Source organism: Mesorhizobium sp. WSM2561 (assembly GCF_000513915.1).
Classification (GTDB): domain Bacteria; phylum Pseudomonadota; class Alphaproteobacteria; order Rhizobiales; family Rhizobiaceae; genus Mesorhizobium; species Mesorhizobium muleiense.
Genome location: NZ_AZUX01000001.1, coordinates 262401 through 279005 on the forward strand (window position 1 = coordinate 262401; position 16605 = coordinate 279005).

At 64.0% G+C, this 16605-nt stretch carries 17 protein-coding genes and 2 pseudogenes; 10 read left to right on the forward strand and 9 right to left on the reverse strand.

All coding sequences use genetic code 11. The features are described from left to right. Positions 1 to 24: 24 nt before the first annotated feature. Positions 25 to 405, forward strand: a pseudogene (locus tag M727_RS35535) (DUF899 family protein); the annotation flags it as partial. 267 nt (positions 406 to 672) lie between these two features. Then, positions 673 to 1224 (forward strand): DUF4142 domain-containing protein, encoded by a 552-nt coding sequence (locus M727_RS0101345; RefSeq protein WP_027151139.1) that lies wholly within the window; start codon positions 673 to 675, stop codon positions 1222 to 1224. Between the two features lie 133 nt (positions 1225 to 1357). Here the strand turns inward: M727_RS0101345 and M727_RS0101350 are convergent, their stop codons facing one another. Then, positions 1358 to 1678 (reverse strand): DUF1476 domain-containing protein, encoded by a 321-nt coding sequence (locus tag M727_RS0101350; protein WP_027151140.1) that lies wholly within the window; start codon positions 1676 to 1678, stop codon positions 1358 to 1360. Positions 1679 to 2250: 572 nt separating this feature from the next. Here M727_RS0101350 and M727_RS0101355 point away from each other — a divergent pair. Both M727_RS0101355 and M727_RS0101360 read left to right on the forward strand, forming a co-directional pair. Then, entirely contained in the window at positions 2251 to 2640 is a 390-nt protein-coding gene (locus M727_RS0101355) for a DUF6152 family protein (protein ID WP_027151141.1), read from the forward strand. Next, on the forward strand, positions 2641 to 3102 hold the full coding sequence (locus tag M727_RS0101360) for a DUF6644 family protein (protein WP_027151142.1): 462 nt from the start codon (positions 2641 to 2643) through the stop codon (positions 3100 to 3102). A 125-nt stretch (positions 3103 to 3227) separates the two neighbouring features. Here the strand turns inward: M727_RS0101360 and carB are convergent, their stop codons facing one another. Both carB and M727_RS0101370 read right to left on the reverse strand, forming a co-directional pair. Then, positions 3228 to 6725 carry a carbamoyl-phosphate synthase large subunit gene (gene carB, locus M727_RS0101365; RefSeq protein ID WP_027151143.1) on the reverse strand — a complete coding sequence of 1166 codons (3498 nt, stop codon included), beginning with the start codon at positions 6723 to 6725 and terminating at the stop codon, positions 3228 to 3230. A gap of 235 nt (positions 6726 to 6960) precedes the next feature. Further along, on the reverse strand, positions 6961 to 7911 hold the full coding sequence (locus tag M727_RS0101370) for an SH3 domain-containing protein (protein WP_036261169.1): 951 nt from the start codon (positions 7909 to 7911) through the stop codon (positions 6961 to 6963). On the opposite strand from M727_RS0101370, the gene M727_RS41285 reads away from it, so the two are divergent. After that, complete coding sequence (locus M727_RS41285) at positions 7901 to 8143, forward strand: hypothetical protein (protein WP_156941454.1); 243 nt, start codon at positions 7901 to 7903, stop codon at positions 8141 to 8143. The genes M727_RS0101370 and M727_RS41285 overlap by 11 nt on opposite strands. A 36-nt stretch (positions 8144 to 8179) precedes the next feature. On the opposite strand, the gene M727_RS0101375 is transcribed toward M727_RS41285, so the two are convergent. Together M727_RS0101375 and M727_RS0101380 are read right to left on the reverse strand one after the other, a co-directional pair. Continuing rightward, positions 8180 to 8938: a metallophosphoesterase family protein gene (locus M727_RS0101375; RefSeq protein WP_027151145.1), complete on the reverse strand. Its 759-nt coding sequence runs from the start codon at positions 8936 to 8938 to the stop codon at positions 8180 to 8182. Between the two features lie 281 nt (positions 8939 to 9219). Beyond that, entirely contained in the window at positions 9220 to 9576 is a 357-nt protein-coding gene (locus M727_RS0101380; RefSeq protein ID WP_027151146.1) for a helix-turn-helix transcriptional regulator, read from the reverse strand. A 194-nt stretch (positions 9577 to 9770) separates the two neighbouring features. Between M727_RS0101380 and M727_RS0101385 the strand changes: the two genes are divergently transcribed. Next, positions 9771 to 10949, forward strand: a complete 1179-nt coding sequence (locus M727_RS0101385; protein WP_027151147.1) for an MFS transporter — start codon at positions 9771 to 9773, stop codon at positions 10947 to 10949. Between the two features lie 113 nt (positions 10950 to 11062). Here M727_RS0101385 and M727_RS0101390 read toward each other — a convergent pair whose 3' ends face one another. After that, positions 11063 to 11716 (reverse strand): dihydrofolate reductase family protein, encoded by a 654-nt coding sequence (locus tag M727_RS0101390; protein ID WP_027151148.1) that lies wholly within the window; start codon positions 11714 to 11716, stop codon positions 11063 to 11065. Between the two features lie 146 nt (positions 11717 to 11862). Next, positions 11863 to 12696: a protein-L-isoaspartate O-methyltransferase gene (locus tag M727_RS0101395; protein ID WP_027151149.1), complete on the reverse strand. Its 834-nt coding sequence runs from the start codon at positions 12694 to 12696 to the stop codon at positions 11863 to 11865. 94 nt (positions 12697 to 12790) lie between these two features. On the opposite strand from M727_RS0101395, the pseudogene M727_RS42845 reads away from it, so the two are divergent. The 4 genes and pseudogenes from M727_RS42845 to M727_RS0101415 form a co-directional block, all read left to right on the forward strand. After that, positions 12791 to 12930: pseudogene (locus tag M727_RS42845) on the forward strand (transcriptional regulator MntR); the annotation flags it as partial. 81 nt (positions 12931 to 13011) lie between these two features. Then, positions 13012 to 13200 carry a hypothetical protein gene (locus M727_RS0101405; protein WP_023799765.1) on the forward strand — a complete coding sequence of 63 codons (189 nt, stop codon included), beginning with the start codon at positions 13012 to 13014 and terminating at the stop codon, positions 13198 to 13200. A 202-nt stretch (positions 13201 to 13402) separates the two neighbouring features. Continuing rightward, positions 13403 to 14335, forward strand: a complete 933-nt coding sequence (locus M727_RS0101410; RefSeq protein WP_027151150.1) for a neutral zinc metallopeptidase — start codon at positions 13403 to 13405, stop codon at positions 14333 to 14335. A 180-nt stretch (positions 14336 to 14515) separates the two neighbouring features. Next, positions 14516 to 15766, forward strand: coding sequence for a tetracycline resistance MFS efflux pump (locus M727_RS0101415; protein WP_027151151.1), 1251 nt, complete (start codon positions 14516 to 14518; stop codon positions 15764 to 15766). 137 nt (positions 15767 to 15903) lie between these two features. Here M727_RS0101415 and M727_RS0101420 read toward each other — a convergent pair whose 3' ends face one another. Then, positions 15904 to 16287, reverse strand: coding sequence for a helix-turn-helix transcriptional regulator (locus M727_RS0101420; RefSeq protein ID WP_027151152.1), 384 nt, complete (start codon positions 16285 to 16287; stop codon positions 15904 to 15906). 17 nt (positions 16288 to 16304) lie between these two features. After that, a complete protein-coding gene (locus M727_RS0101425; protein WP_027151153.1) occupies positions 16305 to 16553 on the reverse strand; it encodes a plasmid stabilization protein in 249 nt (82 codons plus the stop codon). Positions 16554 to 16605 lie beyond the last annotated feature (52 nt).

Consider the following 16605-nt stretch of genomic DNA (forward strand, 5'->3'; position numbering starts at 1 on the left):
AAAGCACGGCAGATGGAGATGACGATGATCACCTTTCCCAACGAATCCGCTGAGTACCGCGCCGCCCGCGAAACGCTGCTGCAAAAGGAAATCGAGCTGCGCCGCGCCATGGAGGATGTGGCCGTCGCCCGCCGTGCACTGCCGCCGGGCGGGCTGGTGCCTCAAGATTATGTGTTCGACGGGCTTGGCGCCGACGGCAAGCCGGTCCGCATAAAACTGTCGGAGCTGTTTTCACCCGGCAAGGACACGCTGATCGTCTACTCGATGATGTTTCCGCGCCACCCGCAGGAGACGCGCGACGTGGCGACAAGCGGCGGCACTGCCAAGCTCGCGCGGGCCGACCAGCCATGCCCGTCCTGCACGGCGCTGCTCGACCAGTTCGACGGCGCCATCGGCCATCTCGAGGTCTTGCCTTCTCCCCTTGTGGGAGAAGGTGGATCGGCGCATAGCGCCGAGACGGATGAGGGGTGCTGGAAGAAATGAGGCGTGGGCAAATGTGCACCGTCTCTGCGCTGATGGGCTGCTCCAGCAAGCGTACCACCAAGCTGGAACACCCCTCATCCGACCGAGCTTCGCTCGGCCACCTTCTCCCACAAGGGGAGAAGGAAAGGCGCAACTTCGCCGCTGGTGTCGCGTTGGACTCTCTGAGGATCACAAACCCGGAGATTTCCTGTGAAAACGCATCTCACGCTTGCCATGGTCGCCTTGCTTGCCGGCGCGCCGGCGGCCTTCGCCCAATCCGCCACGCCGGCCGATATACCTGCTGTCGGCCAAACCAAGATCGACACCGAGACCTTCTCCAGAACCGTCCCCAGCGCCAACCGGTTCGAGATTGAAAGCAGCAAGCTGGCCGAACAAAAGAATGTCGCCGCCGATGTGAAGGATTTCGCCTCGCTGATGGTTAGGGATCACACCAAGGCTGGCGAGGATTTCAAGGCAGCTCTCGAACAGAGCCAGACCACGGCCTCGGTGACAGCGAGCGGCCCGGCTTTGCTGCCGAAAGACCAGGCGATGCTCGACCAGCTCAAGAACCTCGATGGCGATGAATTCCAGGCGAAATACATCCTCCTGCAGACCGAGGCGCACAAGCAGGCGCTGGCGCTGTTTTCAACCTATGCGCAGTCGGGCGAAGATCCGGCGCTGAAGGAATTCGCCAAGAAGATGCTACTGACGCTGCGGATGCACGAAGAGCGCCTAAAGGATCTGGTGGCCGCCCACAGCTAATGCATGTCGTCACCCAAACGCATGCCCTCGGGCCTGACCCTGGGCCTGACCCGAGATGCGCAGCGGTTTTGGGATAACGACATGCATAAACGAGAGCTTAAAGCGCGTGCGACGCTTTAAGCTGGAGCTGCTATCAGGTGTTTTTGATCTGCTCGACCGCCGTCGCCAGCAGGTCGTTCATGACGCCGCGAATCTGAACATCCGACTGGGCAACGCCCGCCGCGTCGAAATCGGCGCGTATTTTGCGCAACACGTCGTCGTCCCCGGCCTCTTCGAAGTCCGCGCGCACCACCTCTTTCGCATAGGCGTCGGCGTCCTCACCTGACTTGCCGAGCTTTTCGGCGGCCCATAGGCCGAGCAGCTTGTTGCGGCGCGCCATGGCCCTGAACTTCGTGTCCTCGTCCATCGCAAACTTCTTTTCGAAGCCTTCCTGACGGTCTCTCATACTGCTCATAATTTGCCTCGTTCAGATGTGAGTCTCCGACCTTCATCCGATGGAGAAGAAGAGCGGCGGTAGGGGCCGAACATGGCGTGCATGGATGTCATAAGCAAGACCGGACCGTTCATTCCGCAGGGCAATCGCTTCGGGAGCTGGCGCTGCCGCTCACCGCCCTGCCTTTCAGCGTTGGTGGTTGGCGAAAGCCAGCGCGGCATCCAATCTCCCCCCTTGCGGGGGGAGATGTCCGGCAGGAGAGAGGGGGGTGGGAAGGATCGCCACCTCTCGATTTTAACCCATCCCCAACCGGAAACAGCCTGAGGGCGTGGCTATAATCGGTTGACAGGTCGGAGGGACAGTACCCCCCTCTGCCCTGCCGGGCATCTCCCCCCGCAAGGGGGGAGATTGGCAGCTTCGCCGGCGGCGCCTGCTGCGGAATGTTTGACGTGTGGTGCCCGGCAGGGGGTTCAGGGGCGGCGCGCCGGCTTCGACAATCGATCGCGTGGCCGATGCCCTTCGCATCGATGTGATTTGACGTTGTCGCGCCGTGACCTAGTCTCGATTGGCGGGATGAGCCGAGGAGGCGAGCGATGCAGTCACCTTTCAACCGGATTCGGAGCGTCACGCTGGCAGCGGCAGTGATCCTTGCCGCTGGCACCGCAGCTTACGCCCATCACGGCTGGTCGTGGACCCAGGATGGGTTTTTTGAACTCCGGGGCAAGATCACGGCCATCTATATCGGTAATCCGCACGCCACGCTGGATGTCGACGCCGACGGAGAGGTCTGGCGGGTGGATTTGGCGCCGCCGTCCCGCACCATTGCCGCCGGCTTCACAGAGGAGGTCGCCAAGGTCGGCGACGAGGTGACAGCGATCGGCCACCGCTCGCGCGACGAGACCGAGAAGTGGATGAAAGCATCCCGCGTCATAGTCGGCGACAAGGCGTATGATGTCTATCCCGACCGCGTGCCGCCTGCGTGAATGGACGAGTTCCTCGCCGGCATTGAGCAACTCGCCATTGTAAGGGCACTGAAGGCCTCCTTCGTCGCCTATCCCATAGTCAATGCGCTGCACATCATGTCGATCGGCGCGCTGCTAACCAGCGTCTGGCTCATGGACCTAAGGATCCTCGGCGCCTTCCGCTCGCTGCCGTACGCAGCGTTCATCGCGCTGCTGCGCCGCACCGCATTTGCCGCGTTCGCCGGCGCGCTTGTCACCGGGTCGCTGCTCTTTTCAGTGAGGGCGAGGGAGTATGCGGCGATGCCGATTTTCCTCACCAAGATGACGCTCATACTCCTCGCCGGCGCCAACTTCCTGGTCTTCATGCGCCGCGAAGGCGGCGACGAGCCGGCCGGCGGGGTCGCTCCTGTGCTGGCGGTGCTGTCGTTGGTGCTGTGGACGTCGGTGCTGTTCGCCGGACGGTTTATTGGGTTTCTCAACTGAGCGGCGGCGGCACAGCGTGCCCTGGACGGATCACGGTGCTGTAGAAATCGCGGCGTCGGCGGGACAGCGCCCCCCTCTGGCCTGCCGGCCATCTCCTCCACTTGGGGGGAGATCAGCTAATCGCTTTAGGCAAAATACTCCTGCAGCGGCCTGACCTCCAAGCTCCCCGCCCTTAGCGCCGCGATGGCCTCCGCCACTGCCGCAGCGCCCGAGAGCGTCGTGTAATACGGCACCTTCTGCATCAGCGTGGCGCGGCGCAGCGATTTCGAGTCCGACACCGCCTTTTGCCCGTCCGTGGTGTTGAAGACGATCTGCACCTGGCGATTGCGGATGGCGTCCTCGATGTGGGGGCGGCCCTCCAGCACCTTGTTTATTTTCTCGGCGGCGACGCCGTTCTCGGCGAGGAAGCGGGCGGTGCCCGAGGTGGCCATTACCTTGAAACCCTGGCCGGCGAGGCGCTTGACCGCCGGCAGGATGCCTTTCTTGTCCTCGTCGCGCACCGAGACGAACAGCGTGCCGGCGCGGGGGAGATCAACACCCGCTCCCAGCTGGCTCTTGGCGAAAGCCAGCGCGAAGTCGCGGTCGAGCCCCATGACCTCGCCGGTCGAGCGCATTTCCGGCCCGAGCAGGATGTCGACGCCGGGGAAACGGGCGAAGGGGAACACCGCTTCCTTGACCGCGATGTGGCCGGGATTTCTGGGGTCGGGCATGGCGCCGTAATGGGCGAAGGCGTCTTCCAGGCTCTCGCCGGCCATGATGCGGGCGGCGATCTTTGCGATGGGGCGGCCGATGGTCTTGGCGACGAAGGGCACGGTGCGCGACGCGCGCGGGTTGACCTCGAGCACGTAAACGGTGCCGCCCTTGATCGCGTACTGCACGTTCATCAGGCCGCCGACATTGAGCGCACGGGCAAGTGCGGCCGTCTGGCGCTCCAACTCGTCGACGAGCTCCGACGGCAGCGAGTGCACCGGCAGCGAGCAGGCGCTGTCGCCCGAATGGATGCCGGCCTCCTCGATGTGTTCCAATATGCCGGAGACGAAGGTCGACTTGCCGTCGCACAGGCAGTCGACATCGACCTCGATGGCGCCCGAGAGATAGGTGTCGAACAGCAGCGGGTTCTTGCCCAGCAGTGTGTTGATCTGGCCTGTCTTGTCATTGGGGTATTTCTGCTTGATGTCCTCCGGCACCAGGCCGGGCACGGTGTCGAGCAGGTAGGATTGCAGCATGCTCTCGTCGTGGATGATCTGCATGGCGCGGCCGCCGAGCACATAGGACGGGCGCACCACCAGCGGGAAGCCGAGCTCGCCGGCGACGAGGCGGGCCTGCTCGACCGAATAGGCGATGCCGTTCTTCGGCTGGCTGAGGCCGAGCTTGTGCAACAGCTTCTGGAAGCGGTCGCGGTCTTCGGCGAGATCGATCATGTCGGGCGAGGTGCCGAGGATCGGGATGCCGGCCTTCTCCAGCGCATCGGCCAGCTTCAGCGGCGTCTGGCCGCCGAACTGGACGATGACGCCGACCAGTTCGCCCGACGCCTGTTCGGCGCGCAGGATCTCCAAAACGTCCTCCGGCGTCAGCGGCTCGAAATAGAGCCGGTCCGAGGTGTCGTAGTCGGTCGACACGGTCTCCGGGTTGCAGTTGACCATGATCGCCTCGAAGCCGGCGTCGCGCAGCGCAAAGGCGGCGTGGCAGCAGCAATAGTCGAACTCGATGCCCTGGCCGATGCGGTTCGGGCCGCCGCCGAGGATGACGACTTTTTTCCGCGACGAGACTTGCGCCTCGTTGGCGAGCGCGCCGGCGAAGGGCACCTCATAGGTCGAGTACATGTAGGCGGTCGGCGAGGCGAACTCGGCGGCGCAAGTATCAATGCGCTTGTAAACCGGATGAACGTCGAGCTTTTCGCGTATCTTTTGAACCTCTTCGACGTCTTTCCTGACCAGGGACGCGAGGCGGGCATCGGAGAAACCCATCGCCTTCAGCATGCGCAGATTGGCGGCGTCTTGGGGGATGCCGTGCTCGCGAATGCGGGCTTCCATGGTGAGGATGCCGGCGATCTGTTCGAGGAACCACGGGTCGATCTTGCACATGGCGTGCACGTCTTCCAGAGAGGTGCCCATGCGGATCGCTTGCGCCACCATGCGCAGCCGGTCGGGCGTCGGCGTGCCGAGGGCAGCGCGAATGGCGTTGCGGTCGTCGGCGTGGCTGGCCGCGCCGTGCGCGATGCCGGGGATCTCGATCTCGTCCAGACCCGTCAGGCCGGTTTCAAGCCCACGCAGCGCCTTCTGCAGCGATTCCTGAAAAGTGCGGCCGATGGCCATGACCTCGCCGACCGACTTCATCGCGGTGGTCAGCACCGGCTCGGCGCCGGGGAATTTCTCGAAGGCAAAGCGCGGGATTTTTGTGACGACGTAATCGATCGACGGCTCGAACGAGGCGGGCGTTGCGCCGCCGGTGATGTCGTTCTCCAGCTCGTCCAGCGTGTAGCCGACGGCGAGCTTTGCCGCGATCTTGGCGATCGGAAAGCCGGTCGCCTTGGAGGCGAGAGCCGACGAGCGCGAGACGCGCGGGTTCATCTCGATCACCACCAGGCGGCCGTCGGCCGGGTTGACGGCGAACTGCACGTTGGAACCGCCGGTCTCGACGCCGATCTCGCGCAGCACCGCGATCGAGGCGTTGCGCATCATCTGGTACTCCTTGTCGGTCAAGGTCAGGGCAGGGGCGACGGTGATCGAGTCGCCGGTGTGCACGCCCATCGGGTCGATGTTCTCGATCGAGCAGACGATGATGCAGTTGTCGGCCTTGTCGCGGACAACCTCCATCTCGTACTCCTTCCAGCCGAGCACGCTTTCCTCGATCAGCACTTCGGTGGTCGGCGAGGCGTCGAGGCCGGACTGGACGATCTCGTAGAATTCGGCGCGGTTGTAGGCGATGCCGCCGCCGGTGCCGCCCATGGTGAAGGACGGGCGGATGATGGCGGGCAGGCCGACATGGTCGAGCGCCTGTGCGGCGATCGCCATGCCATGGCTGATGTAGCGCTGCTTGCGGTCGCCCTCGCCGAGGTTCCAGCGCGTTTCCAGTGCGTCGAGCGCGGCGTCGAGGTTTTCGGGCTTCTCGGCCTTCAACGCGGCGCGCTCGGCCTCATGCGTCTTGCGGTCGGCATTCTTGACGTCGGTGGCGTTGGCCAGCATCGATTTCGGCGTTTCCAGGCCGATCTTCTTCATCGCCTCGCGAAACAGCGCCCGGTCCTCGGCCTTGTCTATTGCCGTGGCATCGGCGCCGATCATCTCGACATTGTAGCGCTCGAGCACGCCCATGCGGCGCAGCGACAGTGCGGTGTTGAGCGCGGTCTGGCCGCCCATGGTCGGCAGCAGCGCGTCCGGCCGCTCCTTGGCGATGATCTTGGCCACCACTTCCGGCGTGATCGGCTCGATATAGGTGGCGTCGGCCAGTTCCGGGTCGGTCATGATGGTGGCCGGGTTGGAATTGACCAGGATGACGCGAAAACCCTCTTCCTTGAGCGCCTTGCAGGCCTGGGTGCCGGAATAGTCGAATTCGCAGGCCTGACCGATGACAATGGGGCCGGCCCCGATGATCAGGATCGACTTGATGTCGGTGCGTCTTGGCATATCGAGGGTCCGTTCGGCAGGCGGCTTGCACGAAAAACCGGACGGGAAGACCCGGCCGGTTGTGCTCGCGATTCTGGTATCAGGCTAGGAGGGCCTTATAGGGAAGAGTTTTGCTTGATGTAACCCCCTAAAATGCGAGCTAGGGCAGTAGGGCAGTAGGGCAGTAGGGCAGTAGGGCAGTAGGGCAGTAGGGCAGTAGGGTTCGAGCGCCCTTTTAACATATTGCCCTACTGCCCTACTGCCTTATTCCCCTTAGCCACTCATCCCCCAGCGCCAGGGCGTCGGTAATCTCGAAACGTTCGGCAACGCCGACACGGATGATGTTCAGGCTGCCCTCGCGGGTGTAGCGGAATTCACCTGATGCATTCGAGCCGGCGGGCCGACCGGCCTGGAAGCTGATGACGCGCGTGCCGCCATCGGGCCAGGTCACGGTCACCTCGGCTTCGTCGCCCGTGTGGACAACGCCCGCCTTGCAGCTGGTCATCGGCTGGCCGACATGGCGCGCGCAAGGAATCTCGTTGCGGGCACCCAGGGCCGGCGCGGGCCTGCCTGGCGGCTGCAGCCGCGCAACGGTTTGCGCGTTGGCCGGAGGCGCCGCATTGGCGGCGCGATTGCGGATGGGCTTGTCCGCTGCCGCGGGCGCCTGCGTCTCGCCGGCCGAAGGATTTTCGCTGGCAAAAAGCGCCAGGCGGTAAGCATCCTCGATGGCCACCCTGCCGATTGCCTCAACGGCAGTCATCGTGGGTTCGCGACCGGTCGCATCCAGGCGCGCCGTCAGGTCCGGCGGTGGCTGATCTGCAGTTGCCGGGTTCGAGTCGCCGGCTGCCGCGGTCATGTTTTCGCCGGTCGTTTCGATGTCCGAAACGGCCGCCGGATTCTCGGGGTTCAGGTAGCGCGCGGGAGCCCATCCCGCCAGTTGCGGGTTGTCGATTTCTGCAACCTTGCACCAGCGGTGGCCATTGACGTCGTTGCAGCCGAGATTGTTCACGCTCGTACCATTCGGCAGCCGAGCCTTGATCTTGCCCATCGCCGATGCCGTGGCGCGGACGTTCAGGAGATCGCCTGGAGCGAGATCGGTCACGATGGAGACGACCGGCGCTTCCTCGGCCCTGGCCGGCAGCAGGGCCGTCAGCAGGAGAGGGGCGGCAATCAGCAGCGTCGTTCGGAGCGTAACTGTGCGCCTCATCATTTTGGCCGTGGGCGATAGAAGCATTTCCGAAGGCGCGGCCAGGCACCGAATCGCCACCGCATTCCAGGACGATTTTATAAGCGACGACATGGCGCTATGTAAGCCGGAAAATGCGGCTGGGGAATGGTGTTCGGTCCACGGCATGCGCAAGCTCAGCGTGCGGCATGAACGCGTTGCGCGTTCAGCCTGGGGTAATGAACTCGTTCCTCGTTCAATCCGGGCGGCATGAACGCGTTGCGTTCAGCCTGACATGAACGCGTTGCGTTCAGCCGGACATAAATCCGGTGCGCAGCGCGTAGGCCCATTCCGGCCGTCCCGCCTGTTCGGCCTGCCGCGCTGCCGCCTCATGGTCATAGTCGACGGCGATGGCCTCGAAGCGGTCGGAGCGGCCCGGCCCACCCAATTCGACGATGCCGTAGCGTGCATGCGGAGAGCCTTGCTCGGAGACATGCGCCGGTGGCGTGTCGTCGCCATAAGCGGGGCAGCCGATGCTGCCCGGATTGAAGACCACCGGGCCGTCGGGGATACGGATCAGTTCGCTGCGGTGGCTGTGGCCACACAGCACGATGCGGCAAGCGGGATCGAGCGCGGCCAGCCGCCGCTTGATGGCGACCAGCGGCGCGCGCACCAGCCGGCCGTCGGCCATCGTATCGGTCAAGTATTTTTCGTCATGGTCGGGTCGGGCATGAAAGGCGGTCACGGCTGCGGCGATCTCCAGTGTGAGCGGCAAGGCCAACAGTGCCTCGCGCTGGGCCGATGTCAGCCGTTCCTGTGCATAGCGGTCGGACGGCCACATGGCTTCATCGGCGGTGTCGCGGGCGACGCGGCGGTCGTGGTTGCCGCGCACCGTCGGCAGGGCGAGCGCTTCAAGCCGCTCCATGGTTTCGCGCGGCCAGAGCGGGCCGGAGACGCAATCACCGAGATTGACAATAAGATCGGCACTACCGCGCTGCCGCAGATCGTCGAGAACGGCGTCCAGGGCGAGGATGTTGCCGTGGATATCGGCGAGAACGGCAATGCGCATGGGAAGCTCCGTTGGCAGGGCAGTGTTTCCTCGCGCTCGCGAAGCGAGGGAGAGGTGGCGGCCCACGGGTCTTGCCTTTGGCAAGCCCGAGGACAGGCTCCGCGGTCGGAGAAGGGGCTTCGCAGAGCCGCGTCGAGACAAAATGAAGCTTCTTTGAACGATTGGAGAGCGTCAAGGCCCCTCTGCGTCTCGGCTTCGCCGAGACACCTCTCCCCACTTTGTGGGGCGAGGAACCCAGGTTCTGAGAAATCCGCTCCTTAACTGGCGGTCCCGGAGTGGTGTTAGGCGCGGACTTCGATCTCGGAGGCGCCGACCGCGGGTAGTGCCGGGTCATCGACGGCAGCGGCAATGACGCTATCGAGCAGCCCCGGAAAGCGGGCATTGAGATCGTCGCGGCGCAGCGTGATCAGCCGGCTGGTGCCGACGACCTCGGTGCGGGTGACGCCGGCCTCGCGCAATTTGGCCAGGTGGTAACTGAGATTGGTCTTTGAGCCGAGATCGAGGAACTGGCTGCAATTCAGCGGCACGCCCTCCTTGCTGGCGAGATAGCGCACGATGGCCAGCCGGGTGGGATCGCCGAGCACGGCAAGCACGTTCGGCAGGCTGATCTGGTCGGCGGTGGGGTGGGGCAGCGTCATGCCCGGAGAACTAAGCGTAGTCACGGCCGATTTCAACGCATCTCCTCCTGGTGGATGCCCGCAGTTTCTATCTCCAGCCTCCCTTGTCCTGACATAGAGCTGTCAGCAGGGTTCGGCTATTTTCGGGTCGCCTCATTGACACCATGCCTCATTATGTACAATTGTTCAATAACTTTTGAACTAAGGAAGAGTTCATGGACAAGCGCCTCATCTGGCTTGCGCTCGGATCGTTCACGATCGCGACCGAAGGCTTCGTCATCTCCAGCCTGCTGCCCGACATCGCGGGGGATGCCGGCATCTCGGTCCCGCTCGCCGGGACGCTGATCACCGCCTTCGCGCTCGCCTATGCGCTCGGCGCGCCGATCCTTGCGACGCTGACCGGCGAATGGGACCGGCGGCGCGTCATCTTATGGACGCTGGTGTTCTTCGTTCTGGGCAATCTGGCGGCGGCGCTCAGTTCCTCCTTCGAACTGCTGCTGATCGCGCGCATCGTCATGGCGCTGTCGTCCGGCCTGTTTGCGGCGACGGCGCAGGGGACGGCCGTGGCGCTTGTCGATGATCATCACCGCGCCCGCGCCATTGCCGTCGTTGTCGGCGGCACTACGGTGGCGGTGGCGGTCGGCGCACCGCTCGGCGCGCTTGTCGCGACGGTTGCCGGCTGGCGCGGCACGTTCTTTGCCATCGCCGGGCTCGGCGCACTGGCCGGCGCAATCCTGTGGTACCGGCTGCCGCGCGGCATCGTCGGCACCAAGCTGCCGCTCAGGCAGCGGCTGGCCGCAACGCTTCGCCCTGGCGTGCCATCGATCCTGCTAACTACACTTTTGGCGCTCACCGGCGCCTTCACGGTCTTTGCCTTTGTCGCGCCGCTAGCCATCGAAGGCGGCGGCTTGAGCCCGATCGCGCTGCCCGGCATGCTGCTTGCGTTCGGTGTCGGCGCTGTCATCGGCAACATCGCCGGCGGGCAGGCCGCCGACCGCTTCGGCGCGACGCGCACCGTCAGCTGGTCGCTGGCGCTGAGTGCGATCATGCTGGTGATGCTTTCGGTCATCCCGGCCTTCCTGCCGCACAGCATCGCCGGGCCGGCGCTGATGGCCATGATGGTGCCGTGGGGCATCGTCGGCTGGGCCTTCCCGCCGGCGCAGGCCAGCCGCATCATCAGGCTGGCGCCAGACGCAGCGCCCATCGTGCTGTCGCTCAACGCTTCGGCGCTCTATCTCGGCGTGGCGCTGGGCGCCGTCGTCGGCGGCGCGGTGCTGCGCTATGGCGCGCCGGCTGATCTCGGCCTGGTCGCAGCGGTGTTCCCGATCCTGGGTCTTGGCGTCATGCTGGCCGGCCACCGGGCCGCCCGGGCGGTGGCCATGCCGGCGGAGTAAAGGAAGATCGCAGAAGCGTGGCGCTGTCCTCATCGCGCTGCCCGGCAGAATTTGGATTCCTCTCCCCCACTCACATCTAGCCGAGCAAGGAACCCAGGTCCTGTAACCCCACACTACTTCCAGGTCCGGCGCCTCTCGATCTCGGCATCGGATGGCTGTTGCTGGGCGAAGGATCCAGTCTTGATCTCACCGGCGCGTTCATAGCTCGCTATGATGACGCCGGTGGTCGATGCCTGTGAGCGGTTCAGCTTGAAAGCCGCCGGGATTGCGCCGCTGCCAAACAGCCGCTTGCCCTTGCCCAGCACCAGCGGGAAGGTCAGCAGGCTGATCTCGTCGATCAGGTCGTTGGCGAGCAAGGTCTGGACGAGTTCGCTCGATCCCTGGATGAGCAGGTCCGGCCCGTCCTCCTGCTTGAGCTGGCGCAGGGTAGCCACGACGTCGTCGCCAAGCGACTGGCTGTTTTGCCACGACAGCGTGTCGGGCCGGTGGGTGGCCACATATTTGGTGACGGCGTTGAAACGGTCGGCGATCGGATCGTCTTTCTGGTACGGCCAATGCGCGGCGAAGATGTCGTAGGTCTTGCGGCCGAGGAGCAGCGCGAAGGGTTTTGCGAAGGTCTCACCAATAAAGGCGCTCCCGACGTCGTCCCAGTAATGGAACGTCCAGCCACCGAATTCGAAGCCGCCGACCGGGTCTTCTTGCGGCCCACCGGGCGCCTGCATGACGCCGTCGAGGCTGACGAATGTCGCAGTGGTGATCTTCCTCATTGGATTCTCCCTTTAATCATCCGAGCCGTTGCCGCCGGATTTCGGCCAAAGGACGTGCGAGCGGACGCCTGTCCGACAGGGCCAGAAAATTTCTGGGCTCCGGCGCATGTCGAGCGGCAAGCACGGGACGCCTCGACGCGGCGACGTCATTGCGACCGCCTGCCGCCAACACTTTGCGACGAGAACCAGACGTCGCCGATGACGGCGGTGGCGGTGCGGTCCGGTGCCTTGTCGGCCGTCAGCCAGATCTTGCGGCTGCGTGCCGCCTTGTCACGGTGGATTTTCGTCGAGGCCGCCGAGGCGCCGATGCAAGGGATGAACCATGATCGCATGAACGGATCGCAGGCAAACCCCTTATCCGTGCGTGTCACCATCACCGCGAGGCCAATGCGCTCGGCCGGACGCCACGGAAAGACCATGCGGCCGCCGGGCTTCAGCGCCTTCAGCCATTCGGCTGGGGGTGCTGCAACGCCGGCATTGACATAGATGATGTCGGACGGTGGCAGGCCGCCGACGACCGCATCGCCATGGATGGCGGTCACATTACCATAGGCTTCGAGATTCTTGATCGCACGCTCGGCGAGACTGGAATCCAGTTCGAAGGCGGTGACTGCGCCGCCCGGCGAAACCAGTTTTGCCAGCAGAGCTGTGTAATAGCCGGTGCCGGCGCCGACATGAGTGACGGCCTCGCCGGGTTTTGGCGCCACCTTGCCGATCCACATGGCATGCAGGAACGGCTCGCCATTGTTGATGCCCTTTTCGGCGTCGAGTGACACCAGCACGTTCTGATAGATGTGAACAGGATCGGCGCTCGGCGTTTCTACCTTGCCGTTGCCGGCGACGACCGTCCACGGCCCGGGCCCGAGAAAAGCTTCGCGCGGCACCGCGGCGAACACGTCCTCGAGACGCGGATCGGCCGAACCTGCATTGGCAGCCATCAGGCGCGCGTAGAATTTTCTGGCTTCGGCAATTCTGGCCATGTCGCGTGAGAAGATAGCGCGATTGGCCGAATTGTCGCGCGTGCCCCACGAGCCCACTCAATGCATGGCCGAGAAAAGCCTCAGCCGAAGCGGCGAAGCGCGGCACCGTGCGCTGGTCCAACATTATGTCGAGCTTATCTCCGACCCGATCGAGAACGGCAACGAGGCCCGCAGGTCGACATCGCGGCGCGGCTCGGCGCCGCCCAGCCGACGGTGGCCAAGATGCTGACGCGGCCGACAGTCTTGCCGGAACCGCCGCGCTGCCGCGGCGTTTCAGATCGTGCCAGCAATTGGCGCGAGACCGAGGAGGATACGATGGGCGTTGAACAGGCACCGACTGCGAAGGGCAAGCAAGCGGCCAAGGGATTGAAGCAGGCTGCGGCGAAGGACGAACGCAAGACCGAAGCGGATACTGGACGCCCGCTCAAGAAGGGCGGGGCCCGCTTCGAGGAGCGCTCGAAAAGCTCGGACGGCAAGAGCGCGGGCACCAAGCAGAAGATCTGAGTTTGACTGATCAAGTCCAAGACAAAAAATGCGCCTGCAGAGCTCTCAGCCGCGGGTGTCGTGTAGGGACTGACCCCAGAGCCAGCGGCCCTTCATGCGAAAAATACTGTGACTTGGCGCAACCATTGGGATAATTGTTTGTTGGGTCGGATCGGGCCATGAGATCGGCAAGATACCGATACGTGTATCGCGGGGAGTTGTCATGCTCTGGAAAGGTCGTCGTCAAAGTGACAACGTCGAGGACCAACGCGGCCAGGGCGGCGGGCTCAACTTGCCGCGCGGCGGCCCCGGCCGTCTCCGCATCCCGATCGGCGGCCGCTCCGGCGGCGGAATGTCGCTGTCGACCATCATCATTCTCGTGGTCCTCTATTTCGGGCTGAAGGCCATCGGCATCGACCCGCTTCAGATCCTGGCCGGTGGCGGCTTGGCGCCGGGTGGCGGCGGTCAGATCATCGACAACAGCGGAGAACAGGGCGGTGGCACCGGGGCACCCGCCTCCGACGAGATGAAGCAGTTCGTTTCGACTGTCCTGGCCGAGACCGAGGACACCTGGACCGGCATTTTCCAGGCCGAGGGCCTGACCTACGAGGACCCCAAGCTGGTCCTGTTCAGCGGCCAAATCCGTTCGGCTTGCGGCTTCGCCTCGTCCGCGGCCGGCCCGTTCTACTGCCCCGGCGACCGCAAGGTCTATCTCGACACCACCTTCTTCCAGCAGCTCGACCAGCAATTCGGCGCTTCGGGCGATTTTGCCCAGGCCTATGTGATCGCGCATGAGGTCGGCCACCATGTCCAGAACCTCACCGGCATCCTGCCCAAGTTCAACCAGATGCGGCAGCAGATGGGCGAGGCCGAGGCCAACCAGATGTCGGTGCAGGTCGAGCTCCAGGCGGATTGCTTCGCCGGCGTCTGGGCGCATTTCACCGGGCAGAAAGGCATTCTGGAACAGGGCGACATGGACGAGGCGCTGATCGCCGCCCAGCAGATCGGCGACGACACGATGCAGAAGAAGATGCAGGGCTATGTCGTGCCGGAAAGCTTCAACCATGGCACCTCGCAGCAGCGTCAAACCTGGCTGGCACGCGGCTACAAGAGCGGCAAGCTGTCGGACTGCGATACGTTCAACACCCCGATCTGAGGTGTTTGGGCTCTCGCTGAAATGGCGTTGAAAGCGGCGGCGATGCAGCCGCGCTCATGTCGACAGTTGATGTCAGGATGAAATTTCCTGGCCTGTTCCCTTATTGTTCTGTGTGGCTGACTCGCCTATAAAAGGCCCTTCCGCCTTCGCTGCGAGGCGGCTCCAGGAGTCGATACCGTCATGATCGAAGCCAAAACCGCCAGGCGGGGCCTTGCGCTTGTTTTCACCACGCTGCTGCTCGACATCACCGGCATCGGCATCATCATGCCGGTGCTGCCGGCCTATCTGCAGGAACTGACCGGCGTCGGGGTCAGCGAAGCGGCGATCGAAGGCGGCTGGCTATTCTTCGTCTATGCGGCCATGCAGTTCCTGTTCGCGCCGCTGGTCGGCAATCTCAGCGACCGCTTCGGCCGTCGTCCGATCCTGCTGGCCTCGGTGCTGACCTTCGCCGTCGACAATCTGATCTGTGCGGTGGCCTGGTCGTATTGGGTCCTGTTCATCGGCCGGGTGCTGGCCGGCATCAGCGGCGCCAGCTACTCGACCGCCTCCGCCTTCATCGCCGATGTCAGCACCGACGAGAACAGGGCGAAGAATTTCGGCCTGCTTGGCATCGCCTTCGGCGTCGGTTTCGTCATCGGCCCGGTGCTGGGCGGGTTGCTTGGCGAATTCGGGCCGCGCGTGCCGTTCTGGGGCGCGGCGGTGCTTGCTCTGATAAACTTCATCGTCGGCTGGTTCTTCCTGCCGGAAACGCTGGAGCAGCATCACCGGCGCCGCTTCGAATGGCGCCGCGCCAATCCTCTCGGCGCCCTGAAGCAGATGCGCAATTACAAGGGGATCGGCTGGATCGGGCTGGTGTTCTTCCTGATGACGCTCGGTCACATGATGTACCCTGCCGTGTGGTCGTTCGTCGGCAGTTACCGCTACGGCTGGAGCGAACAGCAGATCGGCTTCTCACTCGGCGTCTTCGGCCTTGGCGGGGCATTGGTGATGGGTTTTGTCCTGCCGCGCGTCATCCCACGGCTCGGCGAATGGCGGACCGCCGCCATCGGTCTTGCTTTTACCGCGCTCGCCGCCTTCGGCTATGCCGCGGCGTGGAAGGGCTGGATGATCTATGCGGTGATCGTGGCGACCTGCCTCGAGGCGCTGGCCGACCCGCCGCTGCGGAGCCTGGCGGCGGCCAAGGTGCCGCCCTCCGCGCAAGGCGAATTGCAAGGTGCGATGACGAGCGTGTTTTCGATCACCAGCATCATCACGCCGCTGCTTTATACGGGAATCTTCGCCTGGTTCACCGGGCCAAGCGCGCCGATGACGTTCGGCGGCGCGCCCTTTGTGCTCGGCGGCATCTTTCTCGCCCTGTCGCTGGTGGCTTTCGTGCTCAGGGTCGAAAGGCCGGTCGCGGTGAAAGACGTCGCGACGGCGACGGTGGCCTAAAGCGTGTCGCGTTTGAACGGATTCATGCGACGCGCTTTAAGTTCTGGTTTTGATGCATGTCGTTATCGCAAAACCGCTGCGCACTCTCGGGTCAGGCCCGAGGGCATGCTTTGGCGCGCTATGCATTGGGGCATGCCCTAGGGTTCAATCCATTGCCCCGGAATATCCAGTGCCTTCGCCAGCATCGCCCTGGTCTGCGCCGATGGCTTTCGGCGATTGGACTCAAGATCCGACAGGAAACCCTGGCTGACACCGATCGTGGTCGCCAATTCGGCCTGCGTCAGCCGCCGCCAGTTGCGCAGCGCCTTGAGCCGGCTGGAGCCCCGCAAGATTTCCATGGTCACGTCCGCAGGCAGGGGGTTTTCCGTTTTGAGATCAGCCTTTCGCTCGTCGTAGATCGCCACATCGGCAGCGTCTTCAAGAGCCTCTTCGGCCGCGTGCAACAGAGCCTCGTAGTCAGCTTTTGGGATAACGACAAGTTCTTCGCCAGTTGGCGTCGTTATGATTTGGGGGGCGTTCATGGTGTCCTGTCCTGCTATCACCGACGGTAGGTTGTCGTTTCTCGCTTGCCGATGTAGATCGCGAGGATCGTCGTGCGGTCTTCATCGAATATGATCCGGTAGCGACCGATCCGCAGTCTGTAGCCGTCCCTGCCGGCAAGGCGCTTGATATCTCCCCGCCCGCTGACGGCATAGGAGATCAGGCCTTCGGAGACCTGCTCGCGGACATCTGTCGGCAGGTTGTCGAGATCGCGAGCCGCCGATACCGAGAGGATAATCGTCTTCACGGTGATGATATCGCAGATTTATCGCCGAAAGTTAAGCGATATTATTGCCGAG

What these genes read in the sequence shown, in the direction of transcription:
- M727_RS0101405 (WP_023799765.1), top strand. Translation starts at nt 13,012, where the DNA reads ATGGGCGTTGAACAGGCACCGACTGCGAAGGGCAAGCAAGCGGCCAAG.
- M727_RS0101395 (WP_027151149.1), bottom strand. Translation starts at nt 12,696, where the DNA reads ATGGCCAGAATTGCCGAAGCCAGAAAATTCTACGCGCGCCTGATGGCT.
- M727_RS0101410 (WP_027151150.1), top strand. Translation starts at nt 13,403, where the DNA reads ATGCTCTGGAAAGGTCGTCGTCAAAGTGACAACGTCGAGGACCAACGC.
- M727_RS0101375 (WP_027151145.1), bottom strand. Translation starts at nt 8,938, where the DNA reads ATGCGCATTGCCGTTCTCGCCGATATCCACGGCAACATCCTCGCCCTG.
- M727_RS0101390 (WP_027151148.1), bottom strand. Translation starts at nt 11,716, where the DNA reads ATGAGGAAGATCACCACTGCGACATTCGTCAGCCTCGACGGCGTCATG.
- M727_RS0101350 (WP_027151140.1), bottom strand. Translation starts at nt 1,678, where the DNA reads ATGAGCAGTATGAGAGACCGTCAGGAAGGCTTCGAAAAGAAGTTTGCG.
- M727_RS0101415 (WP_027151151.1), top strand. Translation starts at nt 14,516, where the DNA reads ATGATCGAAGCCAAAACCGCCAGGCGGGGCCTTGCGCTTGTTTTCACC.
- M727_RS0101420 (WP_027151152.1), bottom strand. Translation starts at nt 16,287, where the DNA reads ATGAACGCCCCCCAAATCATAACGACGCCAACTGGCGAAGAACTTGTC.
- M727_RS0101360 (WP_027151142.1), top strand. Translation starts at nt 2,641, where the DNA reads ATGGACGAGTTCCTCGCCGGCATTGAGCAACTCGCCATTGTAAGGGCA.
- M727_RS0101385 (WP_027151147.1), top strand. Translation starts at nt 9,771, where the DNA reads ATGGACAAGCGCCTCATCTGGCTTGCGCTCGGATCGTTCACGATCGCG.
- M727_RS0101370 (WP_036261169.1), bottom strand. Translation starts at nt 7,911, where the DNA reads ATGAGGCGCACAGTTACGCTCCGAACGACGCTGCTGATTGCCGCCCCT.
- carB (WP_027151143.1), bottom strand. Translation starts at nt 6,725, where the DNA reads ATGCCAAGACGCACCGACATCAAGTCGATCCTGATCATCGGGGCCGGC.
- M727_RS0101380 (WP_027151146.1), bottom strand. Translation starts at nt 9,576, where the DNA reads ATGACGCTGCCCCACCCCACCGCCGACCAGATCAGCCTGCCGAACGTG.
- M727_RS0101355 (WP_027151141.1), top strand. Translation starts at nt 2,251, where the DNA reads ATGCAGTCACCTTTCAACCGGATTCGGAGCGTCACGCTGGCAGCGGCA.